Genomic DNA, 19,766 nt, shown 5'->3' on the forward strand with positions numbered 1-19,766 from the left:
CGCTAAACCCTCAACACGTCGCGGCGACGGATCGGCCGTGCAAACAATTCGGCAAGATCGCCCGCCTGGTCGAACCCGTGGATGGGCGAGAAGACCAGCTCGATCGCCCATTTGGTGGTGAAGCCTTCCGCCTCGAGCGGATTGGCAAGGCCGAGCCCGCACACCGTGATGTCGGGCCGGGACGCGCGCACCCGGTCGAGCTGGCGGTCGACATCCTGGCCTTCGCTGATCACGGTCGTCTCGGGCAGCTGCGCGAGCTCCGGCGCCATATGCGCGCGGTGCAGATAGGGCGTGCCGACCTCGACCGGTACCATGCCGAGTTCGCGGTGCAGGAAACGCGCGAGCGGCAGTTCGAGCTGCGAATCGGGGAGGAAGAAGATGCTCTTGCCTTCGAGCTGCGCGCGGCTGTGCTCGAGCGCGCGCTTAGCGCGTTCGCGACCCGGCGCGACGACGCTGCGGAAGTGCATCTCGTCGATATCGAACGCGCGCGCCGCAGCGTGCAGCCAGTCGGTCGTGCCCTCCGCGCCGAAGGGGAAGGGGGCCGAAAGATGCACGGCGCCGCGGTCCTCGAGTGCCTGCGCGGTATCGCCAAGGAACGGCTGGGCGAGCAGGAAGCGCGTGTTCGGCCCCACCGCAGGCAGCTCCCGCGATTCTCGCGCGGGCAGGCAGGAGACGCGGGCGATGCCAAGATCGCGCACCAGCCGAAGCAGCTGGTCCTCGACGATATCGGGCAATGCGCCGACGATCAGCAGCTCGGGTTCGGCGCCGACGGCCGGTTCGGGCATGAACGGAACGAGCGCGGCGAGACACGCATCCTCGCCCTGGGTGAAGGTGGTCTCGATACCGCTGCCCGAATAGTTGACGATGCGGACATCGGGCAAGAACGCCCCGGCCAGCCGCTGCGCGGCGCGGGCCAGATCGAGCTTGATGACCTCGGACGGGCAGCTGCCGACGAGGAACAAGGTGCGGATTTCCGGGCGGCGCGCCAGCAAGCGGCGCACGACGCGGTCGAGCTCTTCGTTCGCGTCTGCAAGGCCCGCCAGATCGCGCTCCTCGATGATCGCAGTGGCAAAGCGCGGCTCGGCAAAGATCATCACGCCCGCCGCCGATTGCAGCAGGTGCGCGCAGGTGCGCGATCCGACGACGAGGAAGAACGCATCGGGCATCTTGCGATGAAGCCAGACGATGCCGGTCAGGCCGCAGAACACCTCGCGCTGGCCGCGCTCGCGCAGCACCGGTACCGAGGCGCAGCCCTGGTCGAGCACAGGAGGCGCGGCGGCGATCATTGCGCCACCGCCAGTCGCGGCGACGATTCGGGCGCCGTCGTACCTTGGAGGCGCGCCATGCGGAGCTTCCACAGAAACTGGCCCGCATTGACGATATAGGCGGCATAGCCCGCCAGCGCGACGCCCATGCGCTCGCCCGTTGTGCCAATCCCGGCGAACAGCATCACCAGATAGGCGGTGTGCAGCGCCAGCACGAGCATGGAGAACACGTCTTCCCAGAAGAAGGCCGGCGCGAACAGCCATTTGCCGAACACCACCTTCTCCCAGATCGAGCCGGTGATCATGATGGTGTAGAGCGTGAGCGTCTTGACGATGATCGAGGCATCGGCGGCAAAGGCGCCCTCGCCTGTCCCGAAATAGCGCAAGACCAGCGCCAGGCTGACCAGAAACACCAGGAACTGGACCGGGGCAAGCACGCCCTGAACCAGCGTCCAGACCGTCGAGTCGCGGCGCTGCCGTTCTTCGGGGGTATAAAGCGATACCGGCATGGCCCGGGGCGAACGACCGACCGGATCGCCCTCAAGCTTGCGGTTCTCCGCAGTTCCAGGCTGATTTTCCAGTGGCATGAGCGTTTGAACGCCTCCCGTTTCAAGTCAGGAAACCTACGCCCCGCTCGGCAAAAGTGTCAAGATAAATTGACGTATAGTTTTCTTGACAAAACTTATGTTGTCAGGCCTTCTGGACAGGCGTAGGATCATGGCCTGGCGAGGGTGAGCGCATAGAACGTTTCCAGCCGTGAGGCCGGTGCCCGATGCACCGACAAGACCTTGGAGAGTCTGAATGGCCTCGGTTTTTGGGATCGATTTGATCAGGTCTACGACGGAGCTTTTCCGCAACGCACGGTTGCGCAAGAAGACGTCGCCCTGGGACGGCGAGCAGACCGGGCAATCCCGTGTCGTTCGTCATATGCCGAACGACGACGTTGGCCGCCTGGTGGAGCACGAGATCATCCCCAGACTGCTGATGGTGCATCAGGATGACCCTCGCATGGCGCATTTTCCCGCCGATACCCACGCCGACATGGTCACACCGGCCATGCACGCGCAGGATGGCGGCGATGGTTTTCGCGATACTTCTGGCACCCAATCCAACGACAACCAGCGTCCGGGCGCAGGCAACAGAGGCTTTGCATCCATGGCGCCTCTGTTCGACGAGGCGGCGATCCGCGCATTTGCCGACGAGGTGCTCGCGCACGAGGTCAACACGCTCGCGGACATCATCATCGGCCATCTCGACCGCGAGGTGGCCCCCGAAACCCTTTTCATCCAGCTGATCGCGCCCACCGCGCGCGAGCTGGGCGAGAAATGGAACCGCGACGAATGCGATTTCGTCGACGTGACCATGGGCCTGTGGCGGCTGCAGCTGCTCTTGCGGACGATCGCGGTCTGGGCCCCTCCGCCCGATGGCTGGGCGCTCAAGACGCACCGCGCGCTGTTCACCACCATGCCGCGCGACCAGCACAGCTTGGGCACGCTGATGATCGGCGAGTGCTTCCAGCGCGCAGGCTGGGACGTTGAGACGCTGATCGAGCCCGAACAGTCGGAAATCCTGCTGGCGCTCGGCTCATCATCCTTCGATGTCGTCGGATTGACAGTAACCACTGACTTTTATATCGCGCAGGTTCCCAAACTGCTCACGGCAATGAGAAGCGTGTCCTGCAATCCCAAACTGGCAATCATGATCGGCGGTCCGGCCATTGGCTACGATCCCGAACTTGCGCGCAAGCTGGGGGCGGATGGGACTGCAGCCGATGCAGCCGCCGCGCTCGCATTGGCCGACGAACTGGTTTCTGCCGGGGTAGAGCGCACCGCGCTTTCGCTTTGAAGACCGCACCCGGCGCGGCATGAACAAGGACGAGCCTTCAGCAGCTGCTATGCCTTTCCGCGACCTCAAAGGCGTTGTCGGCACTCTGGAAATCGGCGCAGCACTCGCATTGGTGCTCGCCGCAGGCGATATTGCCCTGGCGCTGGATGAAAATGGCGTCATCAGCGATGTTTCCGTGAGTGCAGACGACATGCCCGACCTCAGCGGCTGGATAGGCCGACGCTGGGAGGACACGGTTGCGCTCGACAGCCGTCCCAAGATCAACGAGATGCTGTCCAGCCCGGCGTCGGAAACGCCCGGCCGCTGGCGCCAGGTCAACCATCCCGGGCCCGACGGCAATCTGCCGATCCATTACCGGCTGGTCGATCTGGGCGAAGGCAAGCCGCGCATGGCGATCGGCCGCGATGTCCGCGCCTGGGCCAGCCTGCAGCAGCGCCTGTTGCAGACCCAGCAGTCGCTCGAACGCGACTATCTCAAGCTGCGCCAGACCGAGGCGCGGTTCCGCCTGCTGTTCGACATGATCGCCGACCCTGTGCTGGTGATCGATGCGGGCACGCGGCGAATCACCGCAGCCAATCCGGCGAGCTATCAGCTGTTCGGCGCCAAGCCGGGCAGCCTCGACAATCGCGATCTCGCCAATGTCATCGGCGGAATCTCGCGCGACGACCTTATCGCTGCGCTGGGCGGAGCGACCGCCACCGGCGAACATTGCCAGATGGAAGTGAGCATGGGCGAAGGCGAACCGCCGATGACGCTCACCGCGATGCCATTCCGCCAGGACAGTGGCCGCCAGTTCATGATCCGCCTGTCGCGCGACAATGCATCGGCGGACGATGCGAGCGGCCGCAGACCGATGGCCGATCTGATCGAGCGCATGCCCGATGCCTTCGTGCTCACCGACGCGAAGATGCAGATCGTCACCGCCAATTCGGCCTTTGTCGATCTGGTGCATGGCAGTTCGAAGGAAGCAATTGCCGGGCAGCCGCTCGGGCGGTTCATCGGGCGGCCCGGCATCGATGTCGACCTGATGCGCAAGCAGCTCGACGATCATGGCCAGGTGCGCAATGCTACCACCATCGTCCATGCCGATGACGCGATCGAGGAAGCGATCGAGGTCTCGGGGGTCAAGACCGACGCGCAGGGCGGGCATTACGGCTTTGCCATCCGCACCGTCAGCCGGCGCGTGCGCGATCTGCCCTCGGCTGACCGCGACGTGCCGCGTTCGGTCGATCAGCTGACCGAGCTGGTCGGGCGCATGCCGCTGCGCGAGATCGTGCGCGAATCGACCGACCTGATCGAGCGGATGTGCATCGAGGCAGCATTGGCCTATACCTCGGACAACCGTGCCTCGGCCGCCGAAATCCTGGGGCTGAGCCGCCAGAGCCTCTATTCGAAGCTCCACCGCCATGGCCTGGGCAATCTGATCGGCCGCAAGGACGAGCTGAGCTGAGCTGAACTGAGCTGAACCGATCCGGGCTGGTCGGCCCGCTATCCCTCAGCGCCCGATCAGGCCCAGGGCGTGGCGAATGAACGCATCCCGGTCCTTCACCCAGAGCATATCGGGCGGCAATACGGGATCGACATAGGTCCAACCCTCGTTGGAATAGGCCCGGCGCAGTGTCCCGCGCGTGTTGAAGGCGAGCGACACCATGCGCTGCTGCGCCCTGGTCGTCTGCTCGTTGCCGACCACCGTCGGCGTCCCAGGCTCCACCCCCAGGCCCTGCATGTTGAGGCGGAAGACATGGGGTTCGCTGCGGAAGCTGTCGACCAATGTGTTCTGGAACACCGAAAGATAGACCTGATCGAGCGCGCCCAGCGGATTGGCCGGCATTCGCCAGCCGGGATCGACCATGATGTTCCACGGATAATGATCGGGCGCGCCGTAGACGATCTCGGTGCGCAGATCGACGAGCGAATCGCGAACGTCCTGCGCCGGGGGAATGCGCTTCAATTGCAGGTTGTTCGACCAGGTGAAGCCGAAGGCAGAGATATCAACCAGCGGCATGGCCGAGGGCACGGTGGCGCCCGGCAGGTTGGCGACCGTGACATTCTCGTAGACGCGCAAATAGGCCTTGTCCTTGAGCTGGTGCCCGCTTGCGACATCGATCCAGCCCTTCTGGCCGTACCATGTGCTGTTGCGGACATGCGTGACCAGCGTGCCGTTGATATAGGTTCCGTGTTCCTGATCGACACTGTCGCCGACATTGCCGCGGATGATGCTGTCCTCGATCAGCACCATCGTCTCACCGCCGGGCACGAAGATCGCGTTCTTGCCGCCGAAGATGCTGGAGCGGCGGATGACGGCGGTGATCAGGCCCGGCCGCGTGACATCCAGCACCTCCAGATGCACCGCTCCCTTGGCCTCGCCTGCACCCGGAAAATCGAGCGCGATGTCGCGCATCTCGAAATGGATGCGCTGCGGCCCCAGTTCGAACAGGCGCGGGTTGATCGTGGCCCAGGCATCATTGGTGCGGAAGGTCACCTGCACGCCGGGAACCGAGGAGCGGAAGATATATTGCGTGCCGTTGGTCTGGCCGACGATCTGCGGCATCGAGGGGGCGAAGGGATAGATGCACGGACGGCCCGCGCCGTCATAGGCCTCGTAGACGAACTCGTACCCGCCCTCGATCCGGCCCTCGAGCGCTGCGGCCGAAGGCCGGTCGAACACTTCGCGACCGGCGGCGCGCGACGCATCGCAGCGCACGCGCATGATGACGGCAGGAGGACGAAGGCCCTGCATCGGCATGTAGAAGGGATAGACGCGGTCGTCGCGCTGAACCGTGGCCTGCGACGCGGCGGCGACCTGCCCCGCGACCGTGACATCCGCGTCCCCCGTCAGCGCCTCCGCCTCGAGCCGCACCGGCGGCGCGGTCGAGGCGCGCTCGACCGAGGAAAAAAGCAGCAGCGGCGCAAACGCCATCAGCATCGCCAGTCGGTGCAGCGCCATCCAGTCTCTCCCGAAACGCGCTGTCTATACTGGAAGGCGTGCAGAAATGGTCAATAGTTCCATTGCGCCTGGATGCGCAGCAGCTCGCCCTCGGCCTGGCCGAAGCGGCGCTCGTCCGCCTCCTTGCGCGATGCGAAGCCATAGGTCACGGTCAGCTCGAGCGCGGGGGTGGGCAGGAACTCGAGACCGAATTCGAGCTCTTCGGTCTCCAGCCGGGGGGCATTGGTCGCGCCCTTGAAGCCGCCGCGATAATATTGCCAGCGCGCGAAGGGGTAGAACGGGCCGAGCGGCGAGCGCCGCACGCGGGCCATGGCCTGAATATAGCCGCCGTTGAGCGGGCGTTCGACGATCTGCCGGGTAACGGGATCGAATTCCGGTCCCCTGCCCCAGTTCCATTCCGCCTGCAGCCCGAACGGCTGCGGATAGAGGATGGCATGCACGCCGATGCGGTTATCCTTGTAATCGATCGGGCTGACCCCGCCGGTGCGGATCTCCGGATTGACGCGGTTGCGATAGAAGGAGCCGCCCAGTTCGAGCACCTGCCCCTCCAGCCCCAGCGCGTCGAGCTCGAACGGCCAGGTAGCAAGGCCGACAATCATGACATTGTCGTTGGTCTCGGTGCGGTTGGTCCCCTGGCCGTTAAATGCCCCAAGACCGAAGGCCCCGTAATTGCCGAACAGCTTCTGCCCGTCCTTGCCCAGCCGGTCCCAGATGTCCTGGACGTGATCGGGGGTATAATAGGCGACGATCCCGATATCGCGCTCGCTCGGCGCGCCGGTGTTGATGCCGTCGCTGCGGTCGAGCGCGAGCCGGTTCGACGAGGACTGCATGTTTTCCCAGCCATAAGGAATTTTCGACTGGCCGAGGCGGATGCGGAAGCTCTTGTCCTTGGTCGGAAATACATCCGCATAGGCATCGCGCAGCTGGGCAAAGCCCTCGCGGCGCTCGCCCGCCGACTGGTTCGAGACCGCCGACGCCATGTCCGCCTGGAGGTAGAGCGAAAGATAATCGCTGACATCGCCCTGCAGCACGAGGCGTACGCGGCGGAAGCTGAAATTATTGTCCGAACGCACATCGCCATCGCCGATGGTACGCAGCCGCGACACGCCCGCCGGCGCCTCGGCATCGCCCGAGACGATATTGTTGAGGCGAAGCTGGGTATAGCCGCGCAGCTGCAGCTTTTCATACCAGGCCTTGCCCTTTTTGGGGCTGGCATCGGCGACCTGCGGGGCGGGCGCGGGTGGAGCAGCTGCAGCGGGTGCCGCAGGCGCGGGCAAGGTACCCTGAGCCAGGACGGGCGGGGCGGAGGCGGCGACCGGCGCGGGGGCGGCTGCGGCCTGCTTTTCCGCCTTGAGCTCATTGACCGTGGCTTTCAGCTCATCGATCTGGCGCTGGAGATCGGCGATGATGCCGAGATAGTCGGGCTGCCCCGCAGACGGCGCTGGCGTAGCCTGGGCCAGCGCGGGCGTTGCGACGCTGGCCAGCGCGATCGCGACCAGAGGCCTTCGGAAAAATGCCGTGCGAGCAAATGTCATGTTTTCAGGCGCCTGTGGCAATGCCGCGCCCTGCCGCGACGGTTCGGCTGCGCCAATATGAAGGTTTTATGTCGTTTTTGTGAATATCGCAAAACGCTTTTGTGACAAGCGGTGGCGTGCCCGCGTCCGCCACCCGATCGCGACGTCCCAACGCGACACCCCTGCATGTCCATTCTGATTGACACTCCGCAGCGTCAGGCATAGCCTTACTCGCATGGATCGCTCCGCCAACATGTCGCCGCCCGCGCCGATTCCGCATCCGCGCGACGTGCTCGAATTGTTGAAGCCGGTGACCTGGTTTCCGCCGATGTGGGCGTTCTTCTGCGGGGTGATGTCGTCGGGTGCAGGGCTCGACGGGCGCTGGTGGTTCCTGTTCGGCGGGGTGCTGCTGGCAGGGCCGATGGTCTGCGGCACCAGCCAGGCGGTGAACGACTGGTTCGACCGGCATGTCGACGCGATCAACCAGCCCGAACGACCGATTCCGTCCGGCCGCATCGCGGGCCGCTGGGGCCTGTATGTCGCGCTGATCGGTTCAGGCCTTTCATTGCTGCTGGGCCTGACGCTCGGCTTCTGGGTGTTCGTCGCGACGATCGTCGGGCTGCTCTGCGCCTGGGGATACAGCGCGCCGCCCTTCCGCTTCAAGATGAGCGGCTGGATCGGGCCTGCTGTGGTGGGATTGAGCTATGAAGGCCTGAGCTGGTTCACCGGCGCGAGCGTGATGACCGGAGGCCTTCCGGACGCACGCGTGCTGGTCGTCATCCTGCTCTACAGCCTCGGCGCGCATGGCATCATGACCTTGAACGATTTCAAGGCGGTCGAGGGCGACAGCGCGATGGGCGTGCGCTCGCTGCCGGTGACGCTCGGCGTCGCCAACGCCGCCAGGCTCGCCTGCGCGGTGATGGCGGTGCCGCAGCTGATCGTGATCGCGCTGCTGTTCCAATGGGGGCTGGCGTTTTCGGCGATCGCGGTGACGCTGCTGCTTGCGATGCAGATCGTGTTCATGCGCCGCCTGCTCACCGATCCCAACAAATACGCGCCCTGGTACAATGCCACCGGCGTCTCGTCCTATGTGTTCGGCATGCTCGCCGCCGCTTTGGGCCTGGGGGGCTGGATATGAGCGCGTCTGCGAAGATCGGGCTCGGTTGGACCGACATCATGCGCATGGGGCTGGTCCAGGCCAGCATCGGCGCGATCGTGATGCTCGCGACCTCGCTGCTCAACCGGGTGATGGTGGTCGAATATGCCCTGCCCGCCGCGCTTCCTGCGGGCCTGGTCGCCTGGCATTATGCGGTGCAGCTGTCGCGGCCGCTCTGGGGGCACGGATCGGACAAGGGGCGCAAGCGCACCCCCTGGATCGTCGGCGGCATGGGTATCCTGGCGCTCGGCGGCATCGTCGCGGTCAATGCGACGATCCTGCTGCCGGTCGCCGCGATCCCCGGCACCTTGCTCGCCATCCTCGCCTTCAGCATGATCGGCGCAGGCGTCGGCGCAGCGGGCACTTCGCTGCTCGCGATGCTCGCCTCGGGCGTGGTGCCCGAAAGGCGCGCGGCAGCCGCCGCGATCACCTGGATCATGATGGTCGCAGGGATCGTGATGGCCGCCGCGACCGCAGGCAGCCTGATCGATCCTTTCAGCGAACAACGGCTCGCCACCGTCTCGGGCGGCGTGGCGCTCTGCGCCTTCCTGCTCGCCTGGGCCGCGATCTCGGGGATCGAGCGCCGCCTGGTCGCGCCCGCGCATCCGCATGACGATGCGCCCTCGGCCTCGTTCGGCGAGGCGCTGCGCGAGATCATGGGCGATGCAACCGCGCGCCGCTTCACCATCTTCGTCTTCGTCTCGATGCTCGCCTATGCGATGCAGGACCTGATCCTCGAACCCTATGCGGGCCTCGTCTTCGGCATGAGCCCCGGAGAATCGACGAAGCTCGCAGGCCTGCAGCATGGCGGGGTGATGGCCGGGATGATCGTCGCCGGGATCGGCGGCAGCGCCTTTGCCGGACGGCGGCCAGCGGACCTGCGCTGGTGGATTCTCGCCGGATGCGGCGGCAGCGCGCTGGCGCTCGCCGGGCTCGCCTTTGCCGCGACCACCTCGATCCTATGGCCGCTCCGGCTGAACGTCGGTCTGCTCGGCTTTGCCAACGGGCTGTTCGCGGTCTCTGCGATCGGCGCGATGATGGGGCTCGCAGGCGCAGGCCAGCAGTCGAAGGAAGGCGTGCGCATGGGCGTCTGGGGCGCGGCGCAGGCCATCGCCTTTGGCCTCGGCGGGCTGACCGGTGCGCTCGGCGTCGATGCGGCGCGCGGCATGCTCGCCAGCGATGGCGCGGCCTTTCAACTGATTTTTGCGGGCGAGGCCGGGCTTTTCGTCCTCGCGGCATTGCTGGGGGTGCGCGTGACCATGCGCAGCTCCGGCCCGTCTATGGTGGCGGCACCGGCCTGAAGGCCTGACGAAGGAGCTTGGACGCAATGGCACAGGCGGATTTTGACGTGGCGGTGATCGGCGGCGGCCCTTCGGGCGCAACGGCGGCGAACGACCTGGCTCGGCGCGGGCTCAAGGTGCTGCTGCTCGACCGCGACGGGCGGATCAAGCCGTGCGGCGGCGCGATCCCGCCCCGGCTGCTCAAGGATTTCGAGATCCCCGAATCGCTGCTCGTCGCCAAGGCGCGCGCGGCGCGGATGATCGCGCCCTCGGGCCGCGAGGTCGACATGCCCGTGGGCGACGGCCCCGAGGGCAAGGGCTTTGTCGGCATGGTCGACCGCGACGTGTTCGACGAATGGCTGCGCGAGCGCGCGCGCCACAACGGCGCGACGCGGATCACTGGCACCTACGAAAAGATCGACCGCGATTCCGACGGCATGGCGGTGCTGGTCTATCGGCAGGAGCGCGGCGGACCCGACCGCCGGTTGCGGGTGCGCAGCGTCATCGGCGCGGATGGCGCGCGCTCTGCGGTAGCGAAGCAGAACATTCCGGGCGCGAAGGACGTGAAATGCGTCTTTGCCTATCACGAGATCGTCAAGGCACCCGAACCGGCGGTGGCAGCGGCGGCGGATTTCGACCCCGACCGCTGCGACGTCTATTATCAGGGCCATCTCTCGCCCGATTTCTATGCCTGGATCTTTCCGCACGGCGAGACCGCGAGCATCGGCCTGGGCAGCGCACACAAGGGCTTTGCCCTGCGTGAAACCACCGCGATGATGCGCAAGCAGGTCGGGCTCGACAGCTGCGAGACCATCCGCACCGAAGGCGCGCCGATCCCCCTGAAACCGCTCAAGCGCTGGGACAATGGCCGCGACATCGTGGTCGCGGGCGATGCGGCGGGCGTGGTCGCCCCGGCGTCGGGCGAGGGCATCTATTATGCCATGGCCTGCGGGCGGCTGGCGGCGGATTCGGTCTACCAGTTTCTCGCCACCGGCAAGCCGGCCGCGCTCAAGCAGGCGCGCAAGGCCTTCATGGCCAAGCATGGCAAGGTGTTCTGGATCCTCGGGATCATGCAATATTTCTGGTATTCGTCGGACAAGCGCCGCGAGCGCTTCGTCAAGATGTGCGCCGACCCGGACGTGCAATATCTCACCTGGCAGAGCTATATGCACAAGGAGCTGGTGCGCCGCAAACCGGTGGCGCACGCGAAGATCTTCGTGAAGGACATGGGGCATCTGCTCGGCCTGTCGCGGGCCTGAACCGACGCTCGGGACGTAAGGGCCGAGAGGCCGCAGCTGGGAGGCTGGAATGCATCGTGAAGGCTTGCTGCCGGTCATCCTGGCGGCGATGGCGGCTCTGGTCGTCGCCGCTGGCGGCGCGACGATCACCGATCTCGGCCCCTGGTATCAGGGGCTGGCCCAGCCCGACTGGGCCCCGCCCGGCTGGCTCTATGGCGTTGCCTGGACGCTGATCTTCGCGCTCGCCGCGATGGCCTCGCTCGCTGCCTGGCGCGCCGCGCCCAGCGTCAAGGCGCGGACCAATGTCATCGGATTGTTCGCGTTCAACGGCTTTCTCAACGTGCTGTGGAGCCTTCTCTTCTTCCGCGTGCAGCGGCCCGACTGGGCGCTGGTCGAGGTGGCGCTGCTCTGGCTCTCGATCGCGGGGCTGATCGTCTATTGCGGGCGCTTCTCGAAGCTCTCGGCCTGGCTGCTGCTGCCCTATATCGCCTGGGTCAGCGTCGCAGCCGCGCTCAACTATGCCATTGTCCAGCTCAACGGGCCGTTCGGCTGATGGAGGTCGTGCGCGCCCTGTTCGCCAGCGGCCATGTCGTCGATCTGGTGCTGGCGGTGCTCGCTGCGGAGTTCGTCTGGCTGGTGCTGCGCGGCAACCGGGCGCTCGACGTCGGCCTGGGGCTGAGCGCGGCGGTGCTGATGATGCTGGCGCTGCGCGCTGCACTCACCGGCGCCGCCTGGCCGTGGATCGCGCTGCCGCTGGTCCTGTCCTTCCCGCTGCATCTCGCCGATCTGCAAAGGCGCGGAATGCTGAGGCGGCACCGGCCCTGACCGGTCCCCGGCGCAGGCAGGGGCCCGCAAGCCGCATGGCCGCTTAGCCACGCCTCTCCCTTGATGGGAGAGGCAGCGAGGCTTGGCGACGAAGGAGCCTAGTCGCAGCGGTGAGGGTGATTGGGCGGCCGCGCGGACTGGCGCGGCATCGCACGGTTCGCACAATCCGGCACGAACACCCCCACCCTACCCTCCCCCATCAAGGGGGAGGGCTTGAGCGACTGTAGCAATTCGCACTTCGACAATGTCCAAATATTGCGACAAACATCTGTCAAACTTTCTGGACAGGTGCTAGCATCGCACAATGACCTGGCTCTTCCCAGACTGGCCCAGCCATGCGGCATGAACCGATCATCGTCGCGGGCGCGGGCATGGGCGGATTGAGCGCGGCTGCCCTGCTTGCGGCAGCGGGCGAGCCGGTGCTGGTGGTCGAGCGGCAGAAGACCCCCGGCGGCAAGCTGCGCGAGGTGATGGCGGCGGGCCGACCAGTCGATGGCGGGCCGACGGTGTTCACGATGCGCTGGGTGTTCGAGCGGCTGTTTGCCGATTGCGGTGGCGATCTCAATGCGGCGATCCCGCTCACCCCCGCCAGCCTGATCGCGCGGCACGCCTGGGGACCCGATGCGCCTTTCGACCTGTTCGCCGATGTGGCGCATAGCGAATCCGCGATCGGCGACTATTTCGGCGCGCGCGATGCCGCCGGTTTCCGCAGTTTCTGCGCCGAGGCCGCGCGCATCTTCAACGTGCTGCGCGAACCCTATTTGGAGGCCCCGGCGCCCACCCCCTTCTCGCTGGTGACGCGCATCGGCCTCAGGCGCTTGCCCGAGACGATGGCGATCCGCCCCTATCAGGCGATGTGGAAGGCGCTGGGCCGCCATTTCCACGACCCCCGGCTGCAGCAGCTGTTCGGCCGCTATGCCACCTATTGCGGCTCCTCGCCGTTCGTCGCGCCCGCTACCTTGATGCTGATCGCGCATGTGGAGCAGGACGGCGTGTGGCTGGCGGACAATGGCATGCACTCGATCGCGACGGCGATCGCGGACCTCGCGCGCAGCAACGGCGCGCAGTTCCGCTATGACGCGCCGATTGCTGAGATCGTCACCGAACATGGCCGCGCCGCCGGCGTGCGGCTCGAATCGGGCGAGGTGATCCGTGGCCGCGCGGTGGTGTTCAACGGCGATCCCGCCGCGCTCAACATCGGCCGGCTCGGCGAGGCGGCGCGCAAGGCGGTGCCGCCGGTGCCGCCGAAGCAGCGCTCGCTCTCCAGCATGACTTGGCTGATGAACGCAAAGACCGCCGGTTTTCCGCTCGTCCGCCACAGCGTGTTCTTCTCGAACGATTATCGCGCCGAGTTCGACGAGATCTTCGCTCGCGGCGCAGTGCCCGAATCCCCCACCATCTATATCTGCGCGCAGGACCGTGACGACCATAGTGCGCGCGCGCCGCCGGGTCCCGAGCGGCTGCAGCTCATCGTCAACGCGCCAGCCAATGGCGACACCAGGCAAAGTTCACAGGCGGAGATCGACCGATGCGAGAGGCAAGTTTTCGGCTTCCTGGAGGCCTGTGGCCTGACGATCGACCGTTCGCCGGACAATTCGCATCTGGTGACCCCGTCGGATTACGAGCGTCTGTTCCCGGCGACGGGCGGCGCCCTTTACGGCCGGGCGACCCATGGCTGGAAGGCGGCTTTCCAGCGGCCCGGGGCAGCGAGCCGCTTGCCGGGGCTTTATCTGGCCGGGGGTGGCATTCACCCCGGCGCAGGGATCCCGATGGCGAGCCTCTCCGGCCGCTTGGCGGCAGAGCGGCTGCTTGCGGACCTGCCTTCGATGCGGTCGTCCCGCCGGGCGGCTATGCCTGGTGGTATATCGACGCGCTGAGCGACGACGGAAAGCACGGCCTCACCATCATCGCGTTCATCGGCAGCGTGTTCTCGCCTTATTATCACTGGTCGGGGCGCGGCGATCCGGACAATCACATCGCGATGAACGTCGCGCTGTACGGCCCGGGCGGCGGCTGGTGCATGACCGAGCGGGGCGCGAAGCATCTGTCGCGCGACCACGACCATCTCGTCATCGGCCCCAGCGCGATGCACTGGGACGGCACCAGCCTGCGCATCGATCTCGAAGAGATCACCGCGCCGATCCCGCGCCGGGTGCGCGGCACGATCCGCGTCTATCCGCACATGATGCCGCAGACCCAATGGCCGCTCGACATCGCGGGCCACCATGCCTGGCGACCGATCGCCCCGCGCGCGGCGATCGAGGTCGATATGAAGAGCCCTTCGCTCAGCTGGCGCGGCGAGGGCTATATCGACAGCAATGCCGGGATCGAGCCGCTCGAGCGCGGCTTTTCCGACTGGCACTGGTCGCGCGCGCATCTGGGGCGCGATTCGGTGGTGCTCTATGAAGGCCAGCGCCGCGACGCCAGCCGCTTCGCCATGGGCCTGCGCTTTGCCGAGGACGGCACGATCAGCGAGGTCGAACTGCCCCCCGAACGCGTGCTGCCCAAGACCCTGTGGCGCATGCCGCGCATCACGCGCGCGGATGCGGGTGCACCGGTCGAGATCCGCCGCACATGGGAGGACACGCCCTTCTATTCGCGCACCGCGCTGAAGACGCGGCTGTTCGGGGAGCAAGCCGAGGCGGTGCATGAAAGCCTGTCATTGGACCGGCTCGAAAAGGGGATCGTGAAGCTGATGCTGCCGTTCCGGATGCCAAGACGGGGATGAGGGTGGCGGCTTTTGGATGACGGGGCTGGTTGCCGGAATGACGGGGAATGGGTGGGCAGCGGACCTAAGGCTGCCGTTCGCGAAGCCTTATGACGCTTCCATAACAGCGGCGCTCCGTTGTAACGGGGTAAGCGAATGGGTCGTGTTCAATCGTCAGCGTTGATCCCTCCCACGCCACGGTAACGCGCGGGTCGGATCCGAACATTAATGCACGACAACCAACGAGCAAATCGAGTGGCCAAATACGAGGAAAGTATCGCGGCAACACCCATACCGCACCCGAGTAGTCCGACATTGCGCCTGGATTCACCAGAATGACCTTCGCTGTCAGGAACCCAGAACTTGCGGAATCACGCTGCTCCTCCATCGCAAGGCTACACGCGTTCATCAGAAGAATGATTGGGAAGAGCACGAAAAAGGTGAGCGCGCGCAGCACTCTCATCCCCAGACTTCTGCTGCCGCCTTCCTCAGTGCTGTCACTGTCGTGCATTGGCCTGTGTATTACAAACGCTGCCAATGTCCGCAATGGGGTCGTTTGCTGAACGGCAGGTTTTGTTCGTATCAAACTTATTGCGGACATCACGGACAAGCTGCCGCTTTCCCCCACCGCTTGCCTGCAAAGGCAGGCATCCATCTCCTGCCCTCGCGCCAGGCGCGGCGTTTGGGAGATGGGCCCCTGCCTTTGCAGGGGAGCGCATGGTTTGGGGGGTCGGGATTGCGCCGGGCCTCTTCGCGGCTTCGCGTCTTCGCGTGACCCTGATTTTTCACGCGAAGACGCGAAGGGAGCGGGCGTGTTCACCGAAAGGCTGCGCGATGGGCTTTCCCCTCCCTGCAAGGGAGGGGTTAGGGGTGGGTGCGCGGTCGCGCGCAGTAGAGCATCGAGGCGGGCTTGGTTGACCCACCCCCTGCACCTCCCTTTCAGGGAGGGGAGTCTGGTGCGCGGGTCGGAGCTGGGAGCCCGCCGCCCTCTCCCGTTGAGCTTCGCTCGCCTTGCGGCTCAGGGGGGAGGGTTGGGAGGGGGGAAATGCGCTGCCCTTGCCCCGCTGAACCGCCCCTCGCTGGCCCCTCTCAACTGCGGCTAGGCAGCGAGCTGCCAAGCCTTCGTTTCTCTCCCCTGAAGGGGAGAGAGCGGGGAGTGGGCCTCAAGCCGTTGCCTTCCGCCGCACGCCCGGCGCAGGGGGATCCACCGGGGCGCCGGCAAAGCATTGCGCGATGGCCATCCAGGCGGTGGCATTCGGCCCCGTCACCTTGAGCGCGGTGTCGGCGATGTTGCGGGTCTGGGTCACCACCTGGCAGAATTCGGCCGCAGCGCCCTCGATCAGCTCGCCATCCGCCGGTTCGCCGAAGAGCCACAGCTCGCCCGACGGCGCGGTGAGGCGCAGTTGCGGCACGGGCTGGGGCGGCTCCATTCGGCGGTTCTTGAACGTCCAGCCATAGGTGTTGAGCCCGAGCACGCAGATATTCTTCAGCGCATCGCCGTTCTCGCGATCCACGCCCAGCACATCGAAGATCGCCTGGGCATGCGCCCAGCTTTCCATCAGCCGCGCGGTGATCGATGAGCGCGCGCTCATGCTCGGACCGGCCCAGGGCACGCGCTGCGCGGGATCGGCCTCGGCGAAATCGGCAGCGACCGTGCGATAGGTTTCGGCCCATTGGGCAATCAGCGCCTGGCCGGTCAGTCCGTCGAGCCAGACGCGCTCGAAGCTGTTCAGGTCCCCGCCCTTGGCGATGATGCCGCCGACCTGACGCATGAAGGCTTTGAACGCGTCCTCGTCCTTGAGCGAGAGCTGCGCGGCCTGGTTCCAGACGTGCAGATGGCCGATGACATCGCTGATCGTCCAGCCCTTGAACGCGGTCGGCGTCGCCAGCACCGCTTCGTCGAGCGGCGCGACCAGCACGTGGATGCGGTCGCACTCGGTGAGGAAATCGGCGGCCTGCTGCATCACAAAAAGCCCTTCAGCTCGGCCATGAACCGGTCGAACTGGTCATGGTGCAGCCAGTGCCCGGCATCGGCGAACTTGGCGAGGCGGGCGTTCTGGAACAGTTCCATCCGGCCATCGGCCTCGGGGTCGGAAGCCCAGCTCTTCTCGCCCCAGCACAGCAGCGTCGGACAGGTGATGCGCTGCCAGAGCTGGTGCATGTGCTCGGGCGGAATGTCGAGGATCGGCCAGATGCGGATATGCGGGTCGAACTTCCAGCTATAGGTGCCGTTCTCGTTGCGGATCACCGCATGTTCGCACAGGTGCCGCGCCTGTTCGGCGGTGAGATAGCTGTTCTCCGCATGCATCCGCGACAGCGCTTCCTCGAAGCTGTCATATTCGCGGTGCTTGCGCGTCGCCTTGGCGCGCTTGTCGGCATACCATTTGCGCCAATGCTCGTGCACCGGGGTGGCATTGCGCTCCTCGATCATCTTCGGCGACGGCCCCAGCCCCTCGATCGCGACGATCTTGCGCACCTTTTCGGGATACAGGCCCGCATAGCGCAGCGCGGTATTGCCGCCGAGCGAGTGCGACACGATGGTCACCTGGTCATAGCCGAACTGCTCGACCAGCTGCGACAGGTCGTAGACGAAGTTCATGATCGGATAATTGCCGTCGGCGGTCCATTGCGAATCGCCATGGCCGCGCAGATCGGGCGCGATGACGTGCCAGTCGGCCTGCAGCTCACTCGCCACCCAGTCCCACGATCGGCAATGGTCCTCGCCGCCATGGACAAGGATCAGCGGCGGCGATTCCGCATTGCCCCAATCGGCATAATGCAGCCGCAGCCGCTGCGAGAAATAGGTTTGCGAAGACGGTCCGGTCGGTTTCATGCCCGAACCTTAAGCGGCTTTGCGCGCAAAAGAAAAGTGGCTTTGGGAAGGGGTTTCGTTGGGTGCTGCGGTGACGCTACGGCAGGCTAGGCGGCATGCAATGCGCACACGAAAAAGGCCGGAGAAGCGGTGTGCTTCCCCGGCCTTTTCGGGTGTCATGGATCGAGAGGATCAATCCAGACGGGCAAGTTCCTTCTTCGAAAGCGAGGTCGTGACCTTGCCTTCGGCTTCGGTCAGGGTCGAGGCGCCGATGCGCACGACCTTGCCCTTGTAGATGACCAGAGCCGAGCCGTCTTCGAGAACGCGGGTCACCTTGCCGACGCGCTTGCCTTCGGCGTCGTAGATGGTCTGGTTCTTCGAGATCAGGGCGTCGTCCTGCGCGAAGGCGGGAGCGGCGGTGGCGGCCAGGAGAACGGCGCCGAGCAGTGCGGAACGAAGGTTCATGATGGCATTCCTTTCAATCGCGGGGGAGGACGTTGGCCCCTTTTGGGCGGTATTCTTGTGACGGCCATTTAAGCGGGCGATTGATAGGTTTCAATACGCAATGTTGCATTTGCGAATGATATTTTTGCGAGGCTAGATGCAAATTTTGCAATTATTCTGAGGATGTATTGAAATTCAATATGTTAACCATTCGCGCATCGTTGTGCATCGCAACAAAGTTGCGCTTTTGACACGTATAGCTGGGCTATCAGCCTCGATTCAGGCGTGGTCAAGCGCGCCTACTGCAGCCGGATCGAAGTAGAAGGGCCGGATTTCGGTGACCCGGCCCTGCTCGATCCGGAACGTTTCGGCGAGCGGCATCGCTGCGCCCTTGCCCGTCGCCCTGGACGTCAGATGAAAGGTCACGAGACTGACGACATGGCCATCGCCCGCCGTCATCGCGTGGAATTCGATCTCGGGGTCCTGCCAGTGCGCCATGACGATGCCATGCAGACGCCGCAAGGCATCGCGCCCGCGATAGGTGCCGGCATAAGGCAGGCCCTCGGCCTCGTGAATCACCAGATCGGGCGAGAGCAGCGCCTCGCACGCCGCCCAGTCGCCCGCACCGGCATGGGCATAGACGGCCTGGACGATGGCCTTGAGCTGCGATTCCCCGGTCATGGCCCCCTGCAGCAATCAGAGCTTCAGCATCTGCTTGCCGCGATTGGCGCCGGAGAACAGCCGCTGCATCGTCTGCGGCGCGTTCTCGAAGCCGTGCTGGATATCCTCACGATAGGTCAGCCGCCCCTCGTGCACGAAGCCCGCGAGCCGCTTGCGGATGGCAGGGAACTCCGCCGCCCAGTCGAGCACGATGAAGCCGGTCATCGTCGCGCGGCGGAAGATCAGGTTGAAATAGTTCTGCGGCCCGGCGGGCATCTGGCCTGTCTCGTAACGGCTGATGCCGCCGCAGATGACGACGCGCGCGTTCGTTGCGATCTGGCTGAGCATGTCGTCGAGGATCGCGCCGCCGACATTGTCGAAGATCACGTCGACCCCGCGCGGGCATTCGCGCTTGATCGCCTCGCGCACGCCGCCCGCCTTGTAGTCGATCGCAGCGTCATAGCCCGCCTCTTCCACCAGCCAGGCGCACTTGTCCGCGCCGCCCGCGATGCCGACCACGCGGCACCCGGCGATCTTCGCCAGTTGGCCGACCACCGATCCGGTAGCCCCTGCCGCGCCCGAGACCAGCACGGTATCGCCCGCGACCGGCTTGCCGATCTTGAACAATCCGCAATAGGCGGTGAGCCCGGTGGTGCCGAGCACCGACATCATCGCGGTCGGCGGCAGTTCGGGATCGCACGGCACCAGCCCCTCGCCGTCGGAGAGGTGATATTCGGTCCAGCCGGTCGATCCGATCACCATAGTGCCGAGGGGGAACCTGCCGCCGTTCGATTCGATCACCTCTGAAATGCCCGAACCGCGCATCACCTCGCCAATCTCGGTGGGCGCGACATAATCGGCGATATTCTCCATCCAGCCCTTCTGCGCGGGATCGAAGCCCAGATAATGCGTCTTCAGCAGCATTTGGCCCGGCCCTGGCGGCGGCAGCTCGCGCGTGACGAGTTCGAAATCGCTGTCCTGCACGGGGCGGCCGCGCGGGCGACCTGCGATCAGCCATTGGCGGGTAGTGGTCATGATTTGCTCCTGTTTAGGCTCGAATAAGATCCGTTTGT

At 65.5% G+C, this 19,766-nt stretch carries 18 protein-coding genes; 9 read left to right on the forward strand and 9 right to left on the reverse strand.

Translation table 11 applies throughout. The features are described from left to right. Window positions 1-2 precede the first annotated feature (2 nt). Both FG486_RS17250 and bchF read right to left on the reverse strand, forming a co-directional pair. Window positions 3-1,286: a ferredoxin:protochlorophyllide reductase (ATP-dependent) subunit N gene (locus FG486_RS17250; protein ID WP_137775665.1), complete on the reverse strand. Its 1,284-nt coding sequence runs from the start codon at window positions 1,284-1,286 to the stop codon at window positions 3-5. After that, entirely contained in the window at window positions 1,283-1,852 is a 570-nt protein-coding gene (gene bchF, locus FG486_RS17255; RefSeq protein ID WP_181268473.1) for a 2-vinyl bacteriochlorophyllide hydratase, read from the reverse strand. Before bchF ends, FG486_RS17250 begins: the two co-directional genes overlap by 4 nt. A gap of 421 nt (window positions 1,853-2,273) precedes the next feature. Here bchF and FG486_RS17260 point away from each other — a divergent pair, with 421 nt between their 5' ends. Both FG486_RS17260 and ppsR read left to right on the forward strand, forming a co-directional pair. After that, window positions 2,274-3,110, forward strand: coding sequence for a cobalamin B12-binding domain-containing protein (locus tag FG486_RS17260; protein ID WP_181268474.1), 837 nt, complete (start codon window positions 2,274-2,276; stop codon window positions 3,108-3,110). 49 nt (window positions 3,111-3,159) lie between these two features. Beyond that, on the forward strand, window positions 3,160-4,560 hold the full coding sequence (gene ppsR, locus FG486_RS17265; protein ID WP_181268475.1) for a transcriptional regulator PpsR: 1,401 nt from the start codon (window positions 3,160-3,162) through the stop codon (window positions 4,558-4,560). Window positions 4,561-4,605: 45 nt separating this feature from the next. On the opposite strand, the gene FG486_RS17270 is transcribed toward ppsR, so the two are convergent. After that, window positions 4,606-6,057 carry a hypothetical protein gene (locus FG486_RS17270; RefSeq protein ID WP_181268476.1) on the reverse strand — a complete coding sequence of 484 codons (1,452 nt, stop codon included), beginning with the start codon at window positions 6,055-6,057 and terminating at the stop codon, window positions 4,606-4,608. 50 nt (window positions 6,058-6,107) lie between these two features. Then, window positions 6,108-7,592 carry a porin gene (locus FG486_RS17275; RefSeq protein WP_181268477.1) on the reverse strand — a complete coding sequence of 495 codons (1,485 nt, stop codon included), beginning with the start codon at window positions 7,590-7,592 and terminating at the stop codon, window positions 6,108-6,110. A gap of 214 nt (window positions 7,593-7,806) precedes the next feature. Here FG486_RS17275 and chlG point away from each other — a divergent pair, with 214 nt between their 5' ends. From chlG to FG486_RS17310, 7 genes are all read left to right on the forward strand, one after another. Next, window positions 7,807-8,709, forward strand: a complete 903-nt coding sequence (chlG, locus tag FG486_RS17280; RefSeq protein ID WP_181268478.1) for a chlorophyll synthase ChlG — start codon at window positions 7,807-7,809, stop codon at window positions 8,707-8,709. Then, window positions 8,706-10,028 carry a BCD family MFS transporter gene (locus tag FG486_RS17285; RefSeq protein ID WP_181268479.1) on the forward strand — a complete coding sequence of 441 codons (1,323 nt, stop codon included), beginning with the start codon at window positions 8,706-8,708 and terminating at the stop codon, window positions 10,026-10,028. Before chlG ends, FG486_RS17285 begins: the two co-directional genes overlap by 4 nt. Before the next feature lie 26 nt (window positions 10,029-10,054). Then, window positions 10,055-11,266, forward strand: coding sequence for a geranylgeranyl diphosphate reductase (locus tag FG486_RS17290; protein WP_181268480.1), 1,212 nt, complete (start codon window positions 10,055-10,057; stop codon window positions 11,264-11,266). Between the two features lie 49 nt (window positions 11,267-11,315). Beyond that, entirely contained in the window at window positions 11,316-11,798 is a 483-nt protein-coding gene (locus FG486_RS17295) for a TspO/MBR family protein (RefSeq protein WP_066212878.1), read from the forward strand. After that, complete coding sequence (locus tag FG486_RS17300; RefSeq protein ID WP_181268481.1) at window positions 11,798-12,070, forward strand: hypothetical protein; 273 nt, start codon at window positions 11,798-11,800, stop codon at window positions 12,068-12,070. Before FG486_RS17295 ends, FG486_RS17300 begins: the two co-directional genes overlap by 1 nt. A 335-nt stretch (window positions 12,071-12,405) precedes the next feature. Beyond that, complete coding sequence (gene crtD / locus FG486_RS17305; protein ID WP_181268482.1) at window positions 12,406-13,947, forward strand: 1-hydroxycarotenoid 3,4-desaturase CrtD; 1,542 nt, start codon at window positions 12,406-12,408, stop codon at window positions 13,945-13,947. 47 nt (window positions 13,948-13,994) lie between these two features. Beyond that, window positions 13,995-14,798: a hydratase gene (locus FG486_RS17310; protein WP_181268483.1), complete on the forward strand. Its 804-nt coding sequence runs from the start codon at window positions 13,995-13,997 to the stop codon at window positions 14,796-14,798. A 1,142-nt stretch (window positions 14,799-15,940) separates the two neighbouring features. On the opposite strand, the gene FG486_RS17315 is transcribed toward FG486_RS17310, so the two are convergent. The 5 genes from FG486_RS17315 to FG486_RS17335 all read right to left on the reverse strand — a co-directional run bounded on the left by FG486_RS17315 (window position 15,941) and on the right by FG486_RS17335 (window position 19,728). Beyond that, window positions 15,941-16,741 carry a TIGR03084 family metal-binding protein gene (locus FG486_RS17315; RefSeq protein ID WP_181268484.1) on the reverse strand — a complete coding sequence of 267 codons (801 nt, stop codon included), beginning with the start codon at window positions 16,739-16,741 and terminating at the stop codon, window positions 15,941-15,943. After that, window positions 16,741-17,610, reverse strand: a complete 870-nt coding sequence (locus FG486_RS17320; RefSeq protein WP_181268485.1) for an alpha/beta fold hydrolase — start codon at window positions 17,608-17,610, stop codon at window positions 16,741-16,743. The genes FG486_RS17315 and FG486_RS17320 overlap by 1 nt, the downstream gene beginning before the upstream one ends. A gap of 171 nt (window positions 17,611-17,781) precedes the next feature. Further along, window positions 17,782-18,054: a hypothetical protein gene (locus tag FG486_RS17325; RefSeq protein WP_181268486.1), complete on the reverse strand. Its 273-nt coding sequence runs from the start codon at window positions 18,052-18,054 to the stop codon at window positions 17,782-17,784. 258 nt (window positions 18,055-18,312) lie between these two features. Continuing rightward, entirely contained in the window at window positions 18,313-18,714 is a 402-nt protein-coding gene (locus tag FG486_RS17330) for a nuclear transport factor 2 family protein (RefSeq protein ID WP_181268487.1), read from the reverse strand. A gap of 15 nt (window positions 18,715-18,729) precedes the next feature. Further along, the gene (locus FG486_RS17335) at window positions 18,730-19,728 is read right to left on the reverse strand and encodes an NADP-dependent oxidoreductase (protein ID WP_181268488.1); all 999 of its coding nucleotides are present in this window, start codon (window positions 19,726-19,728) and stop codon (window positions 18,730-18,732) included. Between the last annotated feature and the right edge of the window lie 38 nt (window positions 19,729-19,766).

The organism is Blastomonas ursincola (assembly GCF_013607875.1).
Classification (GTDB): Bacteria; Pseudomonadota; Alphaproteobacteria; order Sphingomonadales; family Sphingomonadaceae; genus Blastomonas; species Blastomonas ursincola.

What these genes read in the sequence shown, in the direction of transcription:
- FG486_RS17250 (WP_137775665.1), bottom strand. Translation starts at nt 1,286, where the DNA reads ATGATCGCCGCCGCGCCTCCTGTGCTCGACCAGGGCTGCGCCTCGGTA.
- bchF (WP_181268473.1), bottom strand. Translation starts at nt 1,852, where the DNA reads ATGCCACTGGAAAATCAGCCTGGAACTGCGGAGAACCGCAAGCTTGAG.
- FG486_RS17260 (WP_181268474.1), top strand. Translation starts at nt 2,274, where the DNA reads ATGGCGCATTTTCCCGCCGATACCCACGCCGACATGGTCACACCGGCC.
- ppsR (WP_181268475.1), top strand. Translation starts at nt 3,160, where the DNA reads ATGCCTTTCCGCGACCTCAAAGGCGTTGTCGGCACTCTGGAAATCGGC.
- FG486_RS17270 (WP_181268476.1), bottom strand. Translation starts at nt 6,057, where the DNA reads ATGGCGCTGCACCGACTGGCGATGCTGATGGCGTTTGCGCCGCTGCTG.
- FG486_RS17275 (WP_181268477.1), bottom strand. Translation starts at nt 7,592, where the DNA reads ATGACATTTGCTCGCACGGCATTTTTCCGAAGGCCTCTGGTCGCGATC.
- chlG (WP_181268478.1), top strand. Translation starts at nt 7,807, where the DNA reads ATGGATCGCTCCGCCAACATGTCGCCGCCCGCGCCGATTCCGCATCCG.
- FG486_RS17285 (WP_181268479.1), top strand. Translation starts at nt 8,706, where the DNA reads ATGAGCGCGTCTGCGAAGATCGGGCTCGGTTGGACCGACATCATGCGC.
- FG486_RS17290 (WP_181268480.1), top strand. Translation starts at nt 10,055, where the DNA reads ATGGCACAGGCGGATTTTGACGTGGCGGTGATCGGCGGCGGCCCTTCG.
- FG486_RS17295 (WP_066212878.1), top strand. Translation starts at nt 11,316, where the DNA reads ATGCATCGTGAAGGCTTGCTGCCGGTCATCCTGGCGGCGATGGCGGCT.
- FG486_RS17300 (WP_181268481.1), top strand. Translation starts at nt 11,798, where the DNA reads ATGGAGGTCGTGCGCGCCCTGTTCGCCAGCGGCCATGTCGTCGATCTG.
- crtD (WP_181268482.1), top strand. Translation starts at nt 12,406, where the DNA reads ATGCGGCATGAACCGATCATCGTCGCGGGCGCGGGCATGGGCGGATTG.
- FG486_RS17315 (WP_181268484.1), bottom strand. Translation starts at nt 16,741, where the DNA reads ATGCAGCAGGCCGCCGATTTCCTCACCGAGTGCGACCGCATCCACGTG.
- FG486_RS17320 (WP_181268485.1), bottom strand. Translation starts at nt 17,610, where the DNA reads ATGAAACCGACCGGACCGTCTTCGCAAACCTATTTCTCGCAGCGGCTG.
- FG486_RS17325 (WP_181268486.1), bottom strand. Translation starts at nt 18,054, where the DNA reads ATGAACCTTCGTTCCGCACTGCTCGGCGCCGTTCTCCTGGCCGCCACC.
- FG486_RS17330 (WP_181268487.1), bottom strand. Translation starts at nt 18,714, where the DNA reads ATGACCGGGGAATCGCAGCTCAAGGCCATCGTCCAGGCCGTCTATGCC.
- FG486_RS17335 (WP_181268488.1), bottom strand. Translation starts at nt 19,728, where the DNA reads ATGACCACTACCCGCCAATGGCTGATCGCAGGTCGCCCGCGCGGCCGC.